Annotated in this window: 14 protein-coding genes and 1 pseudogene; 6 read left to right on the forward strand and 9 right to left on the reverse strand. The window is 67.9% G+C overall.

The annotated features are described in order from the left end of the window. Positions 1-2 precede the first annotated feature (2 nt). Together MVF96_RS20945 and MVF96_RS20950 are read left to right on the forward strand one after the other, a co-directional pair. Positions 3-755, forward strand: coding sequence for an SDR family NAD(P)-dependent oxidoreductase (locus MVF96_RS20945; protein WP_078113759.1), 753 nt, complete (start codon positions 3-5; stop codon positions 753-755). Between the two features lie 42 nt (positions 756-797). Then, complete coding sequence (locus MVF96_RS20950) at positions 798-1,223, forward strand: tautomerase family protein (RefSeq protein WP_247450289.1); 426 nt, start codon at positions 798-800, stop codon at positions 1,221-1,223. Between the two features lie 302 nt (positions 1,224-1,525). On the opposite strand, the pseudogene MVF96_RS20955 reads toward MVF96_RS20950, so the two are convergent. The 8 genes and pseudogenes from MVF96_RS20955 to MVF96_RS20990 form a co-directional block, all read right to left on the reverse strand. After that, positions 1,526-1,867, reverse strand: a pseudogene (locus tag MVF96_RS20955) (transposase family protein); the annotation flags it as partial. 592 nt (positions 1,868-2,459) lie between these two features. After that, complete coding sequence (locus tag MVF96_RS20960; protein WP_058249708.1) at positions 2,460-2,666, reverse strand: tautomerase family protein; 207 nt, start codon at positions 2,664-2,666, stop codon at positions 2,460-2,462. Between the two features lies 1 nt (position 2,667). Beyond that, complete coding sequence (locus MVF96_RS20965; RefSeq protein WP_226514131.1) at positions 2,668-3,465, reverse strand: 2-keto-4-pentenoate hydratase; 798 nt, start codon at positions 3,463-3,465, stop codon at positions 2,668-2,670. Positions 3,466-3,497: 32 nt separating this feature from the next. After that, positions 3,498-4,301 carry a 2-keto-4-pentenoate hydratase gene (locus MVF96_RS20970; RefSeq protein WP_247450291.1) on the reverse strand — a complete coding sequence of 268 codons (804 nt, stop codon included), beginning with the start codon at positions 4,299-4,301 and terminating at the stop codon, positions 3,498-3,500. Positions 4,302-4,344: 43 nt separating this feature from the next. After that, a complete protein-coding gene (locus tag MVF96_RS20975; RefSeq protein ID WP_065632481.1) occupies positions 4,345-5,166 on the reverse strand; it encodes an IclR family transcriptional regulator in 822 nt (273 codons plus the stop codon). Position 5,167: 1 nt separating this feature from the next. Beyond that, the gene (locus tag MVF96_RS20980; RefSeq protein ID WP_065632480.1) at positions 5,168-5,479 is read right to left on the reverse strand and encodes an EthD family reductase; all 312 of its coding nucleotides are present in this window, start codon (positions 5,477-5,479) and stop codon (positions 5,168-5,170) included. Positions 5,480-5,507: 28 nt separating this feature from the next. Further along, positions 5,508-6,545 (reverse strand): NADH:ubiquinone reductase (Na(+)-transporting) subunit F, encoded by a 1,038-nt coding sequence (locus tag MVF96_RS20985; protein ID WP_374612538.1) that lies wholly within the window; start codon positions 6,543-6,545, stop codon positions 5,508-5,510. Between the two features lie 3 nt (positions 6,546-6,548). After that, on the reverse strand, positions 6,549-7,784 hold the full coding sequence (locus tag MVF96_RS20990; protein WP_065632478.1) for a cytochrome P450: 1,236 nt from the start codon (positions 7,782-7,784) through the stop codon (positions 6,549-6,551). A gap of 121 nt (positions 7,785-7,905) precedes the next feature. On the opposite strand from MVF96_RS20990, the gene MVF96_RS20995 reads away from it, so the two are divergent. After that, positions 7,906-8,895, forward strand: coding sequence for an AraC family transcriptional regulator (locus tag MVF96_RS20995; RefSeq protein ID WP_159371528.1), 990 nt, complete (start codon positions 7,906-7,908; stop codon positions 8,893-8,895). Between the two features lie 47 nt (positions 8,896-8,942). After that, positions 8,943-9,443 carry an SRPBCC family protein gene (locus tag MVF96_RS21000; RefSeq protein ID WP_247450293.1) on the forward strand — a complete coding sequence of 167 codons (501 nt, stop codon included), beginning with the start codon at positions 8,943-8,945 and terminating at the stop codon, positions 9,441-9,443. 252 nt (positions 9,444-9,695) lie between these two features. On the opposite strand, the gene MVF96_RS21005 is transcribed toward MVF96_RS21000, so the two are convergent. Beyond that, positions 9,696-15,194 (reverse strand): ATP-binding protein, encoded by a 5,499-nt coding sequence (locus MVF96_RS21005; RefSeq protein ID WP_247450295.1) that lies wholly within the window; start codon positions 15,192-15,194, stop codon positions 9,696-9,698. Between the two features lie 318 nt (positions 15,195-15,512). On the opposite strand from MVF96_RS21005, the gene MVF96_RS21010 reads away from it, so the two are divergent. Together MVF96_RS21010 and MVF96_RS21015 are read left to right on the forward strand one after the other, a co-directional pair. After that, a complete protein-coding gene (locus MVF96_RS21010; RefSeq protein ID WP_247450297.1) occupies positions 15,513-16,172 on the forward strand; it encodes a TetR/AcrR family transcriptional regulator in 660 nt (219 codons plus the stop codon). After that, on the forward strand, positions 16,169-16,834 hold the full coding sequence (locus MVF96_RS21015) for an enoyl-CoA hydratase/isomerase family protein (protein WP_247450299.1): 666 nt from the start codon (positions 16,169-16,171) through the stop codon (positions 16,832-16,834). The genes MVF96_RS21010 and MVF96_RS21015 overlap by 4 nt, the downstream gene beginning before the upstream one ends. Positions 16,835-16,852 lie beyond the last annotated feature (18 nt).

Genomic DNA, 16,852 nt, shown 5'->3' on the forward strand with positions numbered 1-16,852 from the left:
CCGTGTCCACAACCGAGACATGTGTGGTCGTCGGCGCGACCGGCGCGATGGGGACCGTGTTCACACGACGCCTGGTGGCACGCGGGATGCGGGTTCTCGCGGTGGGGCGCCGTGCCGAGGAACTCGAACAGCTCGCGGCAACAGACGAGCTGATCATCCCGTGCGCGGCCGACATCGCCGAGGACTGGTCCGTGGACGCGATCCGATCCTGCCTCGACGGGCCCGTACGACTCGCGGTGTTCGCGGCCGGTCTCCCGGTGCGCGGCTCCGCGGACGCGATCGAGCCATCGCTGCTGGCCACCGCGGCCAACATCAAGGTGGCCGGCACCGTCCGGTTGCTGCGAGCAGTCCGCGACCATCTCGCCGACGGCTCGCGGTTCGTCGCGGTCGCGGGTTCACTCGGACTCGAACCGGGGCCCCTCGACGCGGGACCGGGTACCGCCAATGCCGCGTTGTTCAATCTGATGCGACAGATCTCGGCACTCTATGGACCCCGGGGTGTCACCGTGCACACCATCGCGCCCGGGCCCATCGACACCCCTCGGCTCCGCGCCTTCGTCGACACCGAATCGCGTGAGACCGGTGCCGCGCCGCAGGAGATCTGGGACAGGTACACGGCCAAGACCACGCTGGGTCGCCTGCCCACACTGGACGAGATCGCCTGGCTCGTCGAGATGTTGCTCGAGCCCCAGGCCGCCGTGCTGCACGGCAGCGTCCTCAACGCCGACGGCGGAACTCGCCACGGCATCCAGTAGCCCGATCCCCCACGGACACGGGCACTTCCGATCGGAGCCGACATGCCGGTTGCACACTTTCACATCCCCGCGGGCACCGCGTCCACCGAGCAGCGCGCCGCTCTGCTGACCGACGCGAGCGGGACCTACTCCCGCATCCTCGACTCACCGATCGAGCGGGTACGCGCTTTCGTCGTGCAGTACGACCCCGCCGACCTCGCCGTCGGCGGACAGCTCGTCGCAGACGGCGGCACGATCGCGCCGTACTTCACCGCGATCGTGCTCGCAGGCCGTCCGGCGCAGCAGCGTTCGGACCTCCTGGCCGCGTTCACCGATCTCGTCGTCGAGCATCTGGACGTTGAACGATCGGGCGTCCGCGGACAGATCGTCGAGGTGGCGCCGGAGAACTGGGGCATCGGCGGCGTGCCGGCGAGTGATGTCCGGGCAACGGAGATCTCGATTCGTGCTGCTCGCCATACTGCTCCCTGAGCCGCAAGGACCACACCCACTGGTCCCCGGGGTGCGAGGAGCGCTAGCGACGAGCGACCCCCGCTCCCTGAGGCGCGAGGAGCGCACGCGACGAGCCTCGAAGGGCCGACAACCGCACCTGCTGGTATCTGTAGCGAAACTTTCTGCTAACTAGCATCTTTCGCTACACGATCCCCGCGGCCACGGCGCGTTTCACACTGTGGAGTTGTCAAAGGTCATGTGGCATCGGAGTCGACGCCGGCGGGTCTGGTGGTCGGGGCAGTGACTAGACGAGGGCGTCGTCGAGTCGCATGGCGCGTCGGTGCGACGGTGTCGTCGAACGCCCTGGTCATCTTCGCTTCCGGACGTGCCCACGGAACCAACTCAGTCTTCACATCATGGCGAGGACACTGCACACGCTTGGCGGGCAACTCGAGGAAGCACCGCCAACCGCCCATGTCGAGATGTCGCCACCGTCGCGGCGCCGCAGGTTGATCGTAACCAGGGCAGCGCTTCTTACAGTGCGGGCACCGTGATCGTGCGTTCTTGTGCAGTTCCAGCGACACGACCACCATCTGCCCGCGGTCATCCTCATCGAACCTGACACCCACAACACGGGCACGCTCGATTCCGAGCAACTTCTGCAGTACTCTGACAGTGCGCAACGCCCACTCCTTTGGTCTTGTTCTTCGCAAATCAAAACCTAAGCGAGACTGGGCGTTGCGTGCGTTAGGCTCGCGAAAAGGAACCCACTTCGACGTCAGAAGAGCCCAAAACGTTCGACGACGAGACTTATCCACAACCCGATTGCCGACGAATGTGCCTGTCAGGCAATGTATGTCACACACGCCCCAGCGGTGAACCGTGGTGGACTGTAGTGAACAGAAACCCCACCAGTCACACAGGAGTCACGTCTACGACCCACCAACCATCGTCCTGGAGCTGGAACGAAGTACTTCCGCCAACCTGGCCAGTCGCTGCAACGCATCCGGCTCGCCAGACCCTTCGTGACGCGCCCTCCGCAAGCTCCGCGCGCTCCTCAGGGAGCAGAGCTGACGCGCCCTCCGCAAGCTCCGCGCGCTCCTCAGGGAGCAGAGCTGACGCGCCGCGTCACCAACAGACTTCAACTCGACTCCTAGACTTCGATCGAAGTCCATCGGTCGAGTTGAAGTCTGCCGGTCGCCGGCCGGACCGCAGGTGTAGCGGTCTTTTCGGATCAGGGAGCGGGGGTGTGGGCGCAAGATGGTCTCCCGCGCCTCACGATTCCGTGATCGCCGCCTGACGTTCGGCGACGGTGACGTCGCCCGCCGACCAGTGGGTGGTCGGGACCTCGCGGACGCATACTCGGATGTTCGCGATCGGCGCGCCGATCGCACGGTGGGCGGCTGCCGTCAGTTCGCGCATCAGCGCGCGCACCTCGTCGGGTGAACGCCCCTGGGCGATGGTCACATCGATGAACGGCATCTCACCCTCCCGCGATCGTGATCGAGCCGAGCGTGGTGAAGTGTGCCGCGACCCGGCTACCCGGCTCGACCGGCACAGCGTCCGTCATGCCGCCGGTGAGGACGACCCAGCCCGCTTCCAGGGTGACGCCCCGCGCGCCGAAGGTGTTGGCGGCGAACGCCAATGCCTCGGCAGGATGACCGAGCACCGCTGAACCCGTCGCGGTGGCGACGATGTCACCGTCGACTTCCAACAGGCACGCCTCGAGCCCGAAGTCGACGTCCGCGATGTCGCGGATGACCGGGCCGGTCACGTAGACGCCGGAAGAGTTGTTGTCGGCGACCGCATCCTCGAGGGTGAACTTGAATCCGGAGTACCGGCTGTCGATGATCTCGATGGCGGCCATCGCATAGTCGACCGCGGCGAGTGCTGTGGCCGCGGTGACACCGGGACCGGTGAGGGGCCGCCCGAGCACAAAGGCGATCTCCGGCTCGGCGCGCGGATGGATGAGTCGCTCACGCGGAACCGGCAGACCGGCGGGCAGCACCATCGCGTCGGTGAGCCAGGCGACCGACGGTTCGTCGACGCCCATCTGTTTCTGCTTGGCCCGCGATGTCAGGCCCAGCTTGATCCCGGTCACGGTCTCTCCGCGCGAGCGCCGATCGGCGAGCGCGATGTCCTGAGCCGCATAGGCTACGTCGAGGGTCAGGCCCGGCCACTCGTGGTGGATCGAGGTCCGCGCCGTCCGCGAGCGTTCGGCGGCGAGCAGCGTGCCGGCGACGCGGGCCGCACTCCAATCGCCGATTGCGTTGTCTGTCACGTCTTCTCCTGATGGTTCGAGGACACGAGCACTCACGCGCCGGCCAGCACCGCGGTGACGCTGCCAAGTCCGGCGATGGTGGCGACCACGGTGTCCCCCGGTGCGACCGGCACGGCCGCGGTCATCGAACCGGGCAGGACCACGTGGCCTGGTTCGAGGGTGACACCCAGCGGCCCGACCGTGTTCGCCAGCCACACCAGCGCGTTGATAGGGGATCCCAGCACCGCACCACCGGCGCCGCTGTCGACGAGTTCGCCGTTCACATGCAGGTTGCAACCGGCCATCCGCAGGTCGACGTCGACGAGAGGCACCGGCCGTCCGCCCAGGATCACCCCGCCCGACGACGCATTGTCGGCGATGGTGTCGAAGATGCCGATCTGCCAGTCGCGGATGCGCGAGTCCACGATCTCCAGTGCGGGGAGCACGAAGTCGACGGCCGCGGCGGCCTCTGCGACCGTGACCCCCGGCCCGCGAAGCGGTTTGGCGAGGACGAAGGCGACCTCTGGCTCGATGCGCGGCTGGATGAAGGTGCCCGCCGGGATCGGGGCGTGCTCGAGATGGAACATGCTCGCGGTGAGGTGCCCGAAGTCCGGCTGGTCGACGCCCATCTGCCGTTGGATGGCGCGGGAGGCCAGTCCGACCTTGTGGCCCTTCACCGCATCGCCGTTCTTCTCCCAGTCCTGAACCTGCGCGAGCGCGATCTCGTACGCGGTCGACAGTGGGTGGCCTGCGAACCGCGAGGCCAGGGGTTCGATCGTGGTGTGGTGGCGGTAGGCGTCGAGGAGTGCCTCGGCGGCGGTGCGGACGAGGTCGGCGTCGTCGGCATGGTCAGTCATGAGCGGCATGGTCTTTCTGGGATGAGGGACAGCGACCGCGGGGTCATCCCGCCACCGCGTGCAGGACGGAGACCTCGCGCTCAGGCAGCCGGATGGGCGTGGACACGTCGCCGGACGAGGTGTTCAGCGCGCGTGACGCGTCGGCGGCGGCCGCGATCACCGCACGCCGGAGTTCGTGTTGGGCCGGGATGAATCTCGTCGCGGGCGCGGTGATCGACATCGCCGCCACGACCACCCCCATCTCGTCGCGGATCGGAGCCGCGACGCAATGCACGTCGGGAACGGCTTCGGCCAGGTCGAAGGCGCACCCCCGACGCAGCACACCCTTCAGTTCGGCCGCCAGTTCGTCCGGGTCCGTGACGGTCGACGACGTGTACCGCCGGAGCTGCTTGTCGGTCACGTTGCGGGCCAGCTGAGCCGGGTCGCAGTGCGCGAGTAGCACTTTGCCGACCGCGCTGCAGTGCGCGTCGAGCTGGGCGCCGATCCGGGCGCCGGACACGTTGATGACGTGATTGCCGAGCACCTTGTCGACGTAGATCACCCGGTAGCGTTCCATGACCGCGAGATGGGTTGTCTCGCCGAACTTCTCCGACAGCGCCTGCAAAGCCGGTGCGGCACAGGATTTGACGTCGACCGTGCCCTGCAACGCCTGGTTCAGCTCGACGACCCGCCAGCCGATGCGGTAGCGGCCGCGGGCGCGGCACTGGAGCAGGCCGATGTCGACCAGTGAGGCCAGCAGCGCGTGTGCGCTCGACCGGGGGACGCCGAGCTCACCCGCGACCTCCGACACACCCCACTCCGGACGTTCGACGGTGAACAGATCCAGCACCGGGCCGATCTTCTGGACGGTCTGCAACGCGGCCATCTCAGGGCCCCACCGTCGACTCGTCACTGAACAACATGGTGGCACCGCCGGTGGCGAAGTTCGCGACATCGCCGGCCGCGGCTTGCCCCTCGGGCGAGCCGAGTGCCTGCCCAAGAGACTCTTTTGAATCGAAGTACAGCTCGGCCACACTGTACGAGGCGGGTTCGGTGCCATCGAGGGACTCGCATTTGCCTGCGGCGAACCGCCGCAGTCCGGGGATGCGGCGAACCAGCTCGGCATGCTCGTTCTCGTAGTGCCGGTCGAAGGCCGCCGGGTCGAGCGGGTGTCCGTAGATCACGGTGAGTCGGTACATGGCTTGCCTTTCGGGTTCGAGCGGGATGTCACGACGCTGCAGTGGTCGCCACGGGTGCCGCCACGGTGAATTCCTCGCGGAAGATGAGACGGGGCGCCATCCGGCGACGTTTGAGCGCCCGGACTCCGGCCTCGATCATGGCCGGTGGGCCACACAGGTACGCGCTCAGCCCTTTACAGCTCCGGAAGTCCTCGACGACCGCATCGGTGACCATCCCGGTCGACCCGTCCCATTGCTCCTCGCTCAGGACGGGCCGGTAGTGGAAGTTACCGCGCTCGGCCTCGAGGTCGCGGAAGAAGTCGACGTCGTAGAGGTCGTCGCGGCGTCGGCCACCGTGGTAGAGGTACAGCTCGGGGACCAGACCGTGATCGAGCACATGACGGGCGATCGACTTGAGCGGGGCGAGTCCGGTGCCCCCACCGATGAGGATGGCCGGTTCGCTCTGTTCGCGGACGAGGTGGAACTGGCCCAGCGGTCCACGGAGTTCCACCCGCTCCCCCACCGACAGCGCGCTGAAGATCCAACCGTCCGTTGCCCTTCCACCGACGGTGCGCTTGACGTGGAACTCCAGGCGCTTCGGTTCCGACGGCGGGTTGGCCATCGAATACTGACGTCCGAGACCGGTACCGGGGATCTGCAGTTCCGCGTACTGACCGGCGTTGAACGACATCGGTTCGTCCAGTTCGACGACGAGTCGCCGCGTGTCGGTGGCGATGTCGTCCAGGGCGACGACGGTGCCGTCGAAATCGCGCAGTGGATGCCGTGGTGCGCCATCGTCCGACGCGGTGCCCAGTGGTTCGACGACCAGGTCGGAGCACGGCGTGGCCAGACAGCCCAGCGCCAGGCCGGCACACCGTTCGGCCGGCGTCAGCGTGTACTCGGGCGAATCATTGTGCGCCACCTGGCCGTCGAGTACCCGCACCTTGCAGGTCCCGCAAGTTCCTTGCGTGCAGGAGTGCGGGAGCCACTCCCCGGCACGCAGGACCGCGTCGAGAACCGACTGGTCGTCGGCGACCTCGAACGGGGTGTCCGAGCCCTGGATACGGACCCGATGTGTGCTGGTCACGGCTCAGACCTCCCACTTCACGTGGAGCTCCTTGGGACCGCGGAAGCCCCAGCCCCAGAAGTTGACCTCGTGGTCGGTGTCTCGCTCGATGTTCGGGATCGTCTCCAGCAGTTCCTCGAGCGCGATCCGGATCACGTTGTTCGCGAAATAGGTTCCGGCACAGGCATGGACGCCGCCACCGAAGGTCATGTTCGGGATCACGGCCCGGTCGAGGTCGTAGGCGGTCGGGGCGTCGTAGGCGTTCTCGTCCTGATTCGCCGACCCGTAGGACAGCATCACCACGGAGTTCTGCGGGATGGTCACACCGCCGACGACGACCTCGTCGGTGGCGATCTTCGCGGCCGCCGACCAGATCGGCGCGACCCACCGCATACCCTCACCGACCGCCCTGGGGATGAGGCCGGGATCGTCGACGACCCGCTCCAGCTGTTCCGGCCGGCTGAACAGACCGGCGAGTGTGGTCGCCATCGCATGTCCCGGCTCCTGCATCGCCCCGAGAAGGAACACATACAGGTTGGGGTAGATGACGTCGCGGCTGCGCGTCTGGCCTTCCGGCATCCCGTCGTGGAGCCAGTGCGAGATCGCGCTGTGATCCGGGTTGACGATCCACTCGTCGATCTTGGGGTCGACGTGCGCGATGATCTCGGCCTTCGCCTCGTCCCCCGGGACGAAGCCGTCGGGATTGGCGAACTCGCCGTCGGGCGTCATCGCGGAGTTGGTGAACGAGCCGCTGAGCTTGTGGAACCACTCCCGCAGTTTGTCCGTGCTCACATCTCCGAGGCCCAGCAGGTCGCCGAGGGCACGGACACTGACCGGTTCGCAGTACTCGGCGACGATGTCGGCCGAACCGTTGTCCTCGATCCGCTCCAGCAGTTCGCGTGCGAACGGACGCACCAGATCGTCGATGTAGTCGTCGACGGCCGACGGTTGCAGATGCGGCTCGACCATGTCGCGCAGGTCGCGATGCTCGGGGCCGTTCGAGTTGAGCAGCGCACCGTGGCCGAACGTGCGTCCGCCGGCCGGGGAGATCACCGCAGGCCAGGTGTCCGAGTCCTTCGCGATCTGCATGCAGAGTTCGCGGGTCGAGACGATGTACATCCCGAGTGACGGCACGAACGCCACCGGCGCCTCCTTTCGGAGCCGCTCGTAGAAGGGGTACGGATCGGCCTCCAGCTCGGCCATCGTGATCTCTTCGACGAACTTCGGGGTGACCTCGTGGGAGGGCTGTACTGCGGTCATGTGACTCTCCGTTGTCGTTCCGGATACCTGTTGTCTGGGGCCGGCTCGTTCGGTCATGCCGCCGGCCACGTCGGCGATGTCTTGTGATCTGGAACACTATGGGTGGAGGTGGTGGGAGAGAATGACTGCGAATGCACCGATGGATGACTCCGCGCGCACCGCCGGATCCGTGGAACTGAGCACCCGCGAGCTTGCGAGTGCCGAGGGCCGGGTGCGGTGGGCCGAGGCCCTCGACGCCACCTTCTGCGAGATGGACATCGACTGGCCCCAGGACCGACGCCCGTTCACCGCACAGATCGTCGCCCGACCCGTCGGCGCCCTGTCGGTCAGCGTGGTCCGCGCCGATCCGCACACCGTCGTGCGCACGCCGGCGATGATCGAATCCGATCCGGCCGACGACTATCTGCTGTGCCTCATCACCCAGGGGGCCGCGACGATCTCACAGGGTGAGCGCACCGGATTGCTGGAACACGGCGCCTTCGGGATCATCGACGCCACTGCACCTTTCGTCGTCAGTGGCGCAACCGAGTTCGAGCAGATCGTCGTGCGCGCCCCGCGGGAACAGCTCATCGCGCGGGCAACCCACGACGTCGTCGACGACGCGACGGGCCGGGCCATCGCGGTCGACTCGGGCATCGGACGGCTGGTGTCGAACTTCCTGGTCGATGTCGCGGCCCAGGTCCAGGGCATCTCCGTGCCGTCGTCGAGCACGGTGGCGAGCGCGGTCCTCGACATGGTCGCCGGCGCGATGACCGAGCAGGTCTCACCCCGCACCGCGACCGACCGGATACACGCCGCCGACCTCCGCGCGGTCCAGAACGCGATGGCCGATCACCTCCACGATCCCGACCACACCATCGCACTGGTGGCCGCAGAGCTCGGGATGTCGGTGCGCTACGTCCACAAGCTGTTCAGCACGACCGGCACCACACCTCGGGCGTGGCTCTACGCCCGGCGGCTCGACCGGGCCCGTAACCTGCTCGTCCAGAGCGATCTGGGCGTCGCCGACATCTGCGCACAGGTCGGGTTCCGCGACCCGTCGCACTTCAGTCGTGCGTTCAGCCGGACCTTCGGGGTCAGCCCGTCCCGGTACCGGACCATCGCGCCCTGAGCGGCGCCCTCCCTAGGATGGTCGGTACGCGACCGCAGGAAGGGCCCATGACGACCAGCGACATCGACCGCAGTGCCCGATTCACCCACTCCGAGTCCATCGCCGTCGACGCCACGCCGCAGCAGGTCTGGGACGTGGTGACCGACATCGCTCGCACCGGCGAGTGGAGCCCGATCTGCAAGGCGTGCTGGTGGAAGGAGCCCGCGACCGGACCGGAGGTGGGCGCGTGGTTCTTCGGCCGCAACGAGACACCCGAGCGGGTGTGGGAGACCCAGTCGCGGGTGGTCGCCGCACAGGAGCCCGTCGAGTTCGCCTGGATGGTCAACGGCGACGCCGTGCGGTGGTCGTACACGATCGAACCCGACGACGACGGGACGACGCTGACCGAATCGTGGGCCGTGCAGCCGGCCGGGTTCGAGCTGTTCGCACAGCGGTTCGGGGACGACGCCGACGCCCAACTCGAGCAGCGCCGCGACGCCGCGTTGTCGGGGATCCCGGTCACCCTCGCGGCGATCAAGGAGATCGTCGAACGCGTCTCTGCTCCCTGATCCGGAAGAACGACCTGCCCACTGCTCCGAGAGAACGACCTGCCCCCAGCTCCCTGAGGAGCGCCGGAGCTTGCGGAGGGCGCGTCACGAAGGGTCTTCCCGAGGCGAGTTGCGAAAGACCCTTCGTGACGCTCGCAAGCTCGCTCCTCAGGGAGCGGGGGGTGACGCTCGCAAGCTCCGGCCTCCTCAGCGAGCAGTAGTTGGGCTCGCTTCTAGCACATACAGGCTCTTTCGCATCAAGGAGCGCAGGCTCTACGAGCTGGCCACCTGAGAGTCCTGCCGACCCCACGCCGGCGACTTCTCGATCGCGCCGATGATCTGGGGCCGGAGCTCGTCGGCCTGGATGACCGCGTCGACCGAACCGACCTCGACGGCGCGTCGGATGCTGTGCACCGCGTCGAACTCCGCGGCGATCTCGCTGATCTTCTCCGCGCGCACCGACTGACGCAGATCGGCCAGCTCGGCGTTGAGCCGTGAGCGGTCGGGGCCGGTGGCCTGTGCGGTCTCCGCCTCGAGTTCGCGCACCCGTGCGTCGGCACTGACCCGCTTGGCCACGTCGCCGGCGAAGACCACCGCCGCCGCGGGGGCACCGCCGAGCACCGACGCGAACGACCCGTCGATCGCGAGCACGGTCATGTTGGGGTTCAACGCCTTCGAGAACACCACGAATGCACCACCGTGGTAGCGCGAGATCACGCAGAACACGATGGGGCCCTCGAAGTTCACGATGGCCCGCCCGATCTCCGCGCCGTACTCCAGCTGGAGCTTGCGCAACGACTCCGGCGATCCGTCGAACCCGGACAGGTTGGCCAGCACCACGAGCGGTCGGTTTCCGCTGGCCACGTTGATCGCGCGCGCCGCCTTCTTCGACGACTGCGGGAACAGCGTGCCGGCCGTGTAGGTGTCGGGACCGTCCGTGGGGGTGTATCCCCGGCGCGGCACCTCCCTCGACTCGATACCCAACAGGCACACCGGGATTCCGCCCATGTGCAGATCGCACACGACCGCGGTCTCCGCGTCGGCCATCCCCGCCCAGCGCTCCAGCACCGGGTGGTCCTGGTCGGCGACGGCGCGGATCACCGTGCGGATGTCGAAGGGCTTCTTGCGGTCCGGGTTGGTGGCCGCCGAGAAGATCTGTCCGACCGTGGTGAAGTCGCTGCCCGCCAGGACGTGCGGGTAGTCGGAGATGTCGCGGTCCACCGGGTCGCTCGTGATCGCGCGACGCGGGGTCTGCTCGCCCGACGCCACGTAGGTGTGCTCGTAGTGAGCCATCAGAAGATCCCGTGCGGCACCGAGATTCGGCGCCCAGTACTGCGCCTGACCGTTGGGGCCCATGACGCGGTCGTAACCGCCGATGCCGAAGTTGTCCTCCGCCGACACACCGCCGGAGAAGTCCAGCGACTGCTTGCCGGTGAGCACCATGGCCGACTCCGGTGTCATCACGAGGATGCCCTTGGTGTGCATGAGCATCGTCGCCTCGGCGTTCCAGTACGGCTGCCCGCCCACGTTGATCCCCGCCACGACGATGTTGATCTCACCGCCGGCCTGCGTGAACTCGACGATGCGCTTCAGCGCCCGGGCGATCCAGTCCATGTTCTCCGTGCCGGAATCCATGGAGATCCGCGCGCCTGAGGAGAGTGCGTACCACTCGAGCGGGACCTGCATCTGCTCGGCGAGGTCGAGCGCCGCGACCAGCCGGCTGCACTCCGGTTCCGCCAGTGCGCCCAGCGATTTCGTCGGGTCGCCGAGCAGGACCACGCGGGTGACACCGCGCGGGTACTTCTCGGTCGGGGTGGTGACCACACCGGCGACGATCGCCGCGGAGTTGCGACCCTTGGCCCGGTCGACCGGCACCAGACGCTGCTCGGCGTCGAGGTCGTACTCGGTGAAATCGCCCAGGATGGCGGCCAATTCGTACGGATAGACGGTGTTGCGCTTCGCTGCCCGCAGCACCTTCTGGCGGTACTCGTCGACCGGTTCGATCGGCTCGTCGGTCGGGTCGACTACCCGGACGTCGAACCCGCCGGTCGGGTTGACCGAGAAATGGACCGACACCTTGCTCAGCTCGCCGGTGTCGCGGTCGCGGCGACGCGCGATGAGCTGGACCTCTTCGAGCCCCACTCCCTGTGTCGTGCCGCGGATGTGGTCGGCGATCGCGTCGAGGACGTCGGCGTCGACGTCGATCGGCGGCCACACGTACATGATGATCCGGTTGGCGCTGGACAGGTTGGTGGAACCGCGCTGCGCGCGCCGGATGGAGTCGACGCACGACGCGAGTGCGGCTTCGGCGGTCGGCAGCGTCAGCAGGCGGCCGTCCTGGTCGCGCAGTGCGGTCAGGTCGCGGACCTGCGCGAAGGCGACGAGACGGCGATCCGACGCGTTCTCCCGTGCGACACAACGGAAGAGGTAGACCTCTTCGTCGTCCGACGACGGCAGTCGGGTGAGGTCGAACTTGCGGAGCCGTTCCATCTGCATGCGCTGTGCGATGTAGGGGTGCAGTCCGCGGATCAGGCGTTCCTCGGCCATACCCGTCGCCGACGGCCGGAAGGTCACGTGGTGATGCATCCGCGCATCGGCGCTGCCGGCGACCGTGATGGTGACGCGGTGCACCTGCGGCGGAAGCGAACTGGTGGCGACGATGTCGTGCAGTGTCCCGGCGAGCACGTCGAAGTCGTCGGGTTGCTGCTCCCACGCCAGGTAGATGTCGGCATCGACCGCGGCGGTGTCGCGGGCGAGTTCGGCGAGTCCGCCGATCGTCGCCGGCAGGGCGTCGAAACCGACTGCGGCCGAAGCGATGTCACCGGCATCTCGCTGGGCGACCACGAACGTCGCCCCGCCGGCCTCCCGGATCCGGATGTCGGCGAGGCCGCGGTTGCCGTAGTAACGCCGGGTCAGAACCTCGAGCATCACCGTGTTGTCGGCGTGCCGCTCGATGCGCTGACCGAGAAGCCGGACGAGCGGTTCGGTGCTGCGCACCATGTCGTCGATGCGGCTCGTGCGGTCGGCGGCGTCGGGGTTCTCGTCGAGGTACTTGAGCTGCTTGCGCACATTGCTGTAGACGCGGGCGCGGTCGCGCAGCAGCAGCGGCTGGCCGTACCAGGCGTAGATGACGCCGCGGGCGAGGTCGGCGACGGCCGGGAAGCGGACCTGGGTGGCGGCGACGAGGCGGTCGAGGGCGGTGCCCACCGCGTCGCGCAGTTCGTCGCGCGGGGTCGGCTCGTCGAGCCATTCAAGGAGCAGCGAGCTGATCACCGCGGCCGAGTCGTTCGGGTTCTGCAGCGCGAGGAAGATCCGGAACACCGCGGCCTCGAGCTCCGGGGTGCGCTCGAGGTCGGTCACGCCGTAGTGGCTGAGCGCGCGGCTCAGCTGGTCGTGGAACGCCGCGGGCAGCCCGTCGCGTTCGACGTCGAGACTCTGCAGGTAGGTGTGGAAGTTCTCGCGTGCGCTGTGCACGTGCTCGACACCGACCTCATGACTCGACGGCCGGTTCTGGCTCAGCTCGGCCAGGTCGGCGAACACCGTCACCAGTTCGAGCTCGTCGGCCAGCGGACGACGGCCGCTGTCGAATGCGGCGCGCCGGACGGCGAGGTACTCGTCGAGCAGGCGCATCCGGTGGTTCGGGTCGACGTCGAAGCCGAGCAGCTGGCTGCGGAGGTCTTCCTGACTGCGGGTGGTGCGTTCGGTGGGATCGACCTCGAGCTCGGCAGGCAGCTCCAGGTCGACGGCGTCGGCGGCCACCTCCTCGACGGCGTCGTCCTCGTCGTCGGCGAGCGGTTCGAGGCGCATCAGGGTCGCGCCCGTCTCCACCTGGGTGCCGACCGACACCCCGCACTCCTTGACACGTGAGCGCACCGGCGCGCGCAGGACGGTCTCCATCTTCATGCTCTCCAGCACGAGGATGGGGGCGCCCGCGTCGACCTCGTCGCCGGCCTGCAGCGGCGTCGCGACGACGAGCGCCGGCGCGGGCGAGCGCACCACACCGCCCTCGTCGCGGCTGACGCGGTGGGTGACGCCGTCCACGTCGACGAGGTGGATCGGCCCGTGGGTGTCGGTGAGCAGGCGGTAGCGCACCCGGTTGACCACGAGCTGCGCGGCGTGCTCGTCGAAGCGTTCGAGGTCGACATCGGCGGTCCGGATCTCGCCCGGCGCCTCGATGGTCACGCGGAAGCGATGCGCGCCGATGGCCCCGACCCGGACGCGATACGCGACACCGCGCAGCTTCAGATCGAGCGGACGGCCGCTGTCGTGCTGCACCTGCGGACGACCGCCGGAGGCCGTCGACATCAGCCGCTGCCGCTCGACGAGTTCCTCTTCCTCGTACGCGTCGATGGCGGCGGCGATCAGCGCGATCGCCGAGTGCCGGTTGGCGACGAGGCCGCCCTCGGCACGCACGCGGTCGATCCAGCCGGTGTCCGCGCTCCCGTCGATGACCTGCGGCTGCGCGAGCAGCTCCAGCACGAAGCTCTTGTTGGTCGCGCCGCCGGCGATGATCACGCGGGTCTCGCGCATGGCCCGGCGGAGGCGGCCGAGTGCCTCGTCGCGGTTCCGTCCGTAGGCGATGATCTTGGCGATCATCGAGTCGAAGTCGGCGGGGATGGTGTCGCCTTCGCTGACCCCGGTGTCGACGCGGATACCCGGCCCGGCGGGCAGCTCGAGCAGGCCGATCCGGCCGGGAGCGGGCGCGAAGTCGCGGTCGGGGTCCTCGGCATTGAGACGGGCTTCGATGGCGTGCCCGCGCTCGCTCGGCGGCTCGCCTTCGAGACGTCCACCGGACGCCACATGAAGCTGCGCACGCACCAGGTCGAAGCCGGTGGTCGCCTCGGTGATCGGGTGCTCCACCTGCAGTCGGGTGTTGACCTCGAGGAACGCCAGCAGGTTCTCACCCGGGTGATAGAGGAACTCGACGGTGGCCGCACCCCGGTAACCGACGGCGACGGCGAGCCGCTCCGCCGACGCCTTGAGCTCGGCGACCCGATCGGCGGGCAGAACCGGCGACGCCGATTCCTCGATGATCTTCTGGTTTCGTCGCTGAACGGAACAGTCGCGAACGCCCAGCGCCCAGGCGGTCCCCTGGCCGTCGGCGATGACCTGGACCTCGACGTGACGCGCGCCGGTCACGAGCCGTTCGAGGAACACCACGCCGCTGCCGAAGGCGCGCTCGGCCTCCTCACGGGTGCGGGTGTAGGCGTCGCGGAGATCGGCGTCGCTGGTCACCTTCCGGATGCCGCGGCCACCACCGCCCGCGGTCGCCTTCAGCATCAACGGGTAGCCGATCTGGGCTGCCGCGGCCACGGCTTCGTCGAGGGTGTCCACACCGCCGCGGCTCCACGCCGCCACCGGGACGCCGACTTCTTCGGCGATGAGCTTGGCGCCGATCTTGTCGCCCAGTTTGCGCATCGCCTCGGCCGACGGCCCGACGAAGGTGACGCCGATGCGGTCGCAGAGTTCGGCGAACAGCGGATCCTCGGCCACGAAGCCCCAACCGACCCATGCCGCGTCGGCACCGGTCTCCAGCAAGGCGTGCTCGAGCACCTTCATGTTCAGGTACGGACGCGACGCGGCAGGCCCGAGGTCGTATGCGACGTCCGCCTCACGTACGAACGTTGCATTGCGATCCACGTCGGTGTGCAGCGCGATGACCTCGATGGGTTGCCCGGTCTCTTCCGAGAGGCCCCGAACGGCGTGGATGAGCCGCATCGCGGCCTCACCTCGGTTCACGATGGCGATACGAGAAAACAACACCGGCTCCATTCACGTCGTCGTCGTGCGGTTGAAGGTCCGCAGGTACGGTACAGCGCAGCGGCCCAGCTCAGTGGCGATCCGGGACGCGCGGGGTGGTTCGACGCTGTGATTCTTACGAGTCAAATCGCTACGCGCGAGTACGGCGCGTCGCGAGGTGCGCGAAACCACGCGATCCGGACTTCAGGCGGCCGATCTCGCGCAACCGTCAGGCTCCTCGGAGCACGGGCACCTCGCCGACAGTCGCTGGGAGAACGGCATCGAACCCGAGTCGGGGTCGACCCGGGCTGCGGTGGCATTACAGAGCGCCTGCTCTGTTAGAGTTTCGTCATGCCTCGTCCTCGCACGCACGACCTCGAGCAGTTGATGGATGCGGCCGAGGGCTTGGCGGTCCGGGCCGGCCCTGCGGCGGTGACGGTTCGTGCGCTGTCGGAGCTCACCTCGATGTCCAACGGCGCGATCTATCACGCGTTCGGGTCGCGCGCGGGTCTCGTGGGAAGGGTGTGGTTGCGCGCGGCCGAGCAATTCCTCGCCGCTCAGCGCGACGCGGTCGACGCGGTCCTCACCGGCGGCGACGGCAGTTATGACTCCGCAGTCGAAGCCGTCGTCGTCGCCGCGGATGCGCCCGCACGGTTCTTGCTCGAAGCTCCTGTGCGGGGTGGCTTTCTACTCACTGTCGATCGCGGAGAATTGCTTGGGTCCGATGACCTTCCCGACGACCTCGCGAGGGAGCTCCGCGGTCTCGACGGGTCGTTGACGTCATTGTTCGTCGAGTTGTCCCAGGCGGTCTGGCAGCGCGCAGACCGTGACGCCGTGTCCGTCATCAGAGACTGCGTGGTCGAACTTCCGACTGCATTGCTACTGCGCGGCAGGAGAACCCCCGATGCCGCAACCCGCGAACGCATTGCGACGGCGGTCCGCGCCGTACTGTCCCTCACCCCAACCGAACCATCGCATCAGGCCACTGCTTCGCGAAAGGACCCGTCATGACAGCTTCACTGGACTACCACGACGACATCGCCGTCCTGACCATTGGCGACGACGAGAACCGATTCTCCCCCGACTGGCTCGATGCCGTCGGTTCACTCCTGGACGACGCCGAGGCGAACGCCAAAGGCCTGATCACCGTGGGCGACGGCAAGTTCTACTCCAATGGTCTGGATCTGGACTGGCTCATCGCCAACGGCGATCGAGCCGACTGGTACGTCGAGCAAGTGCAGGCCCTGTTCGCCCGGACTCTGACGTTTCCGCTTCCCACAGTCGCAGCGGTCAACGGCCACGCCTTCGGCGCCGGAGCAATGCTCGCCACCGCGCACGACTTCCGGATCATGCGCGTCGACCGCGGTTACTACTGCTTCCCGGAGGTGGACATCAACATCCCGTTCACCCCCGGGATGGCCGCGCTCATCCAGGCCAAACTCACCCCGCAGGCAGCGCTCGTCGCGATGAGCACCGGTCATCGCTTCGGAAGCACCGAAGCCATAGACGCCGGCCTGATCGATGGGGCCGCACCCGAAGGCGACCTCGTCGATGCTGCCCTCGCCAAACTGGCACCGATCGCCGGAAAGGATCGCACTACCCTCGGGGCCATCAAGTCGACGATGTTCGAGTCGGTTACGACGGCATTGTGGCAAGGCCGAGCTCGATCATGACAGAACGATCCAGGCTGC

Origin of the sequence: Gordonia hongkongensis (genome assembly GCF_023078355.1) — a bacterium.
Classification (GTDB): domain Bacteria; phylum Actinomycetota; class Actinomycetes; order Mycobacteriales; family Mycobacteriaceae; genus Gordonia; species Gordonia hongkongensis.

Bases quoted from the DNA above. Each gene is read 5' to 3' on its own strand.
- MVF96_RS20980 (WP_065632480.1), bottom strand. From the start codon at position 5,479: ATGTACCGACTCACCGTGATCTACGGACACCCGCTCGACCCGGCGGCC.
- MVF96_RS21015 (WP_247450299.1), top strand. From the start codon at position 16,169: ATGACAGCTTCACTGGACTACCACGACGACATCGCCGTCCTGACCATT.
- MVF96_RS20975 (WP_065632481.1), bottom strand. From the start codon at position 5,166: ATGGCCGCGTTGCAGACCGTCCAGAAGATCGGCCCGGTGCTGGATCTG.
- MVF96_RS20970 (WP_247450291.1), bottom strand. From the start codon at position 4,301: ATGACTGACCATGCCGACGACGCCGACCTCGTCCGCACCGCCGCCGAG.
- MVF96_RS20990 (WP_065632478.1), bottom strand. From the start codon at position 7,784: ATGACCGCAGTACAGCCCTCCCACGAGGTCACCCCGAAGTTCGTCGAA.
- MVF96_RS20950 (WP_247450289.1), top strand. From the start codon at position 798: ATGCCGGTTGCACACTTTCACATCCCCGCGGGCACCGCGTCCACCGAG.
- MVF96_RS21005 (WP_247450295.1), bottom strand. From the start codon at position 15,194: ATGGAGCCGGTGTTGTTTTCTCGTATCGCCATCGTGAACCGAGGTGAG.
- MVF96_RS21010 (WP_247450297.1), top strand. From the start codon at position 15,513: ATGCCTCGTCCTCGCACGCACGACCTCGAGCAGTTGATGGATGCGGCC.
- MVF96_RS20995 (WP_159371528.1), top strand. From the start codon at position 7,906: ATGACTGCGAATGCACCGATGGATGACTCCGCGCGCACCGCCGGATCC.
- MVF96_RS20960 (WP_058249708.1), bottom strand. From the start codon at position 2,666: ATGCCGTTCATCGATGTGACCATCGCCCAGGGGCGTTCACCCGACGAG.
- MVF96_RS21000 (WP_247450293.1), top strand. From the start codon at position 8,943: ATGACGACCAGCGACATCGACCGCAGTGCCCGATTCACCCACTCCGAG.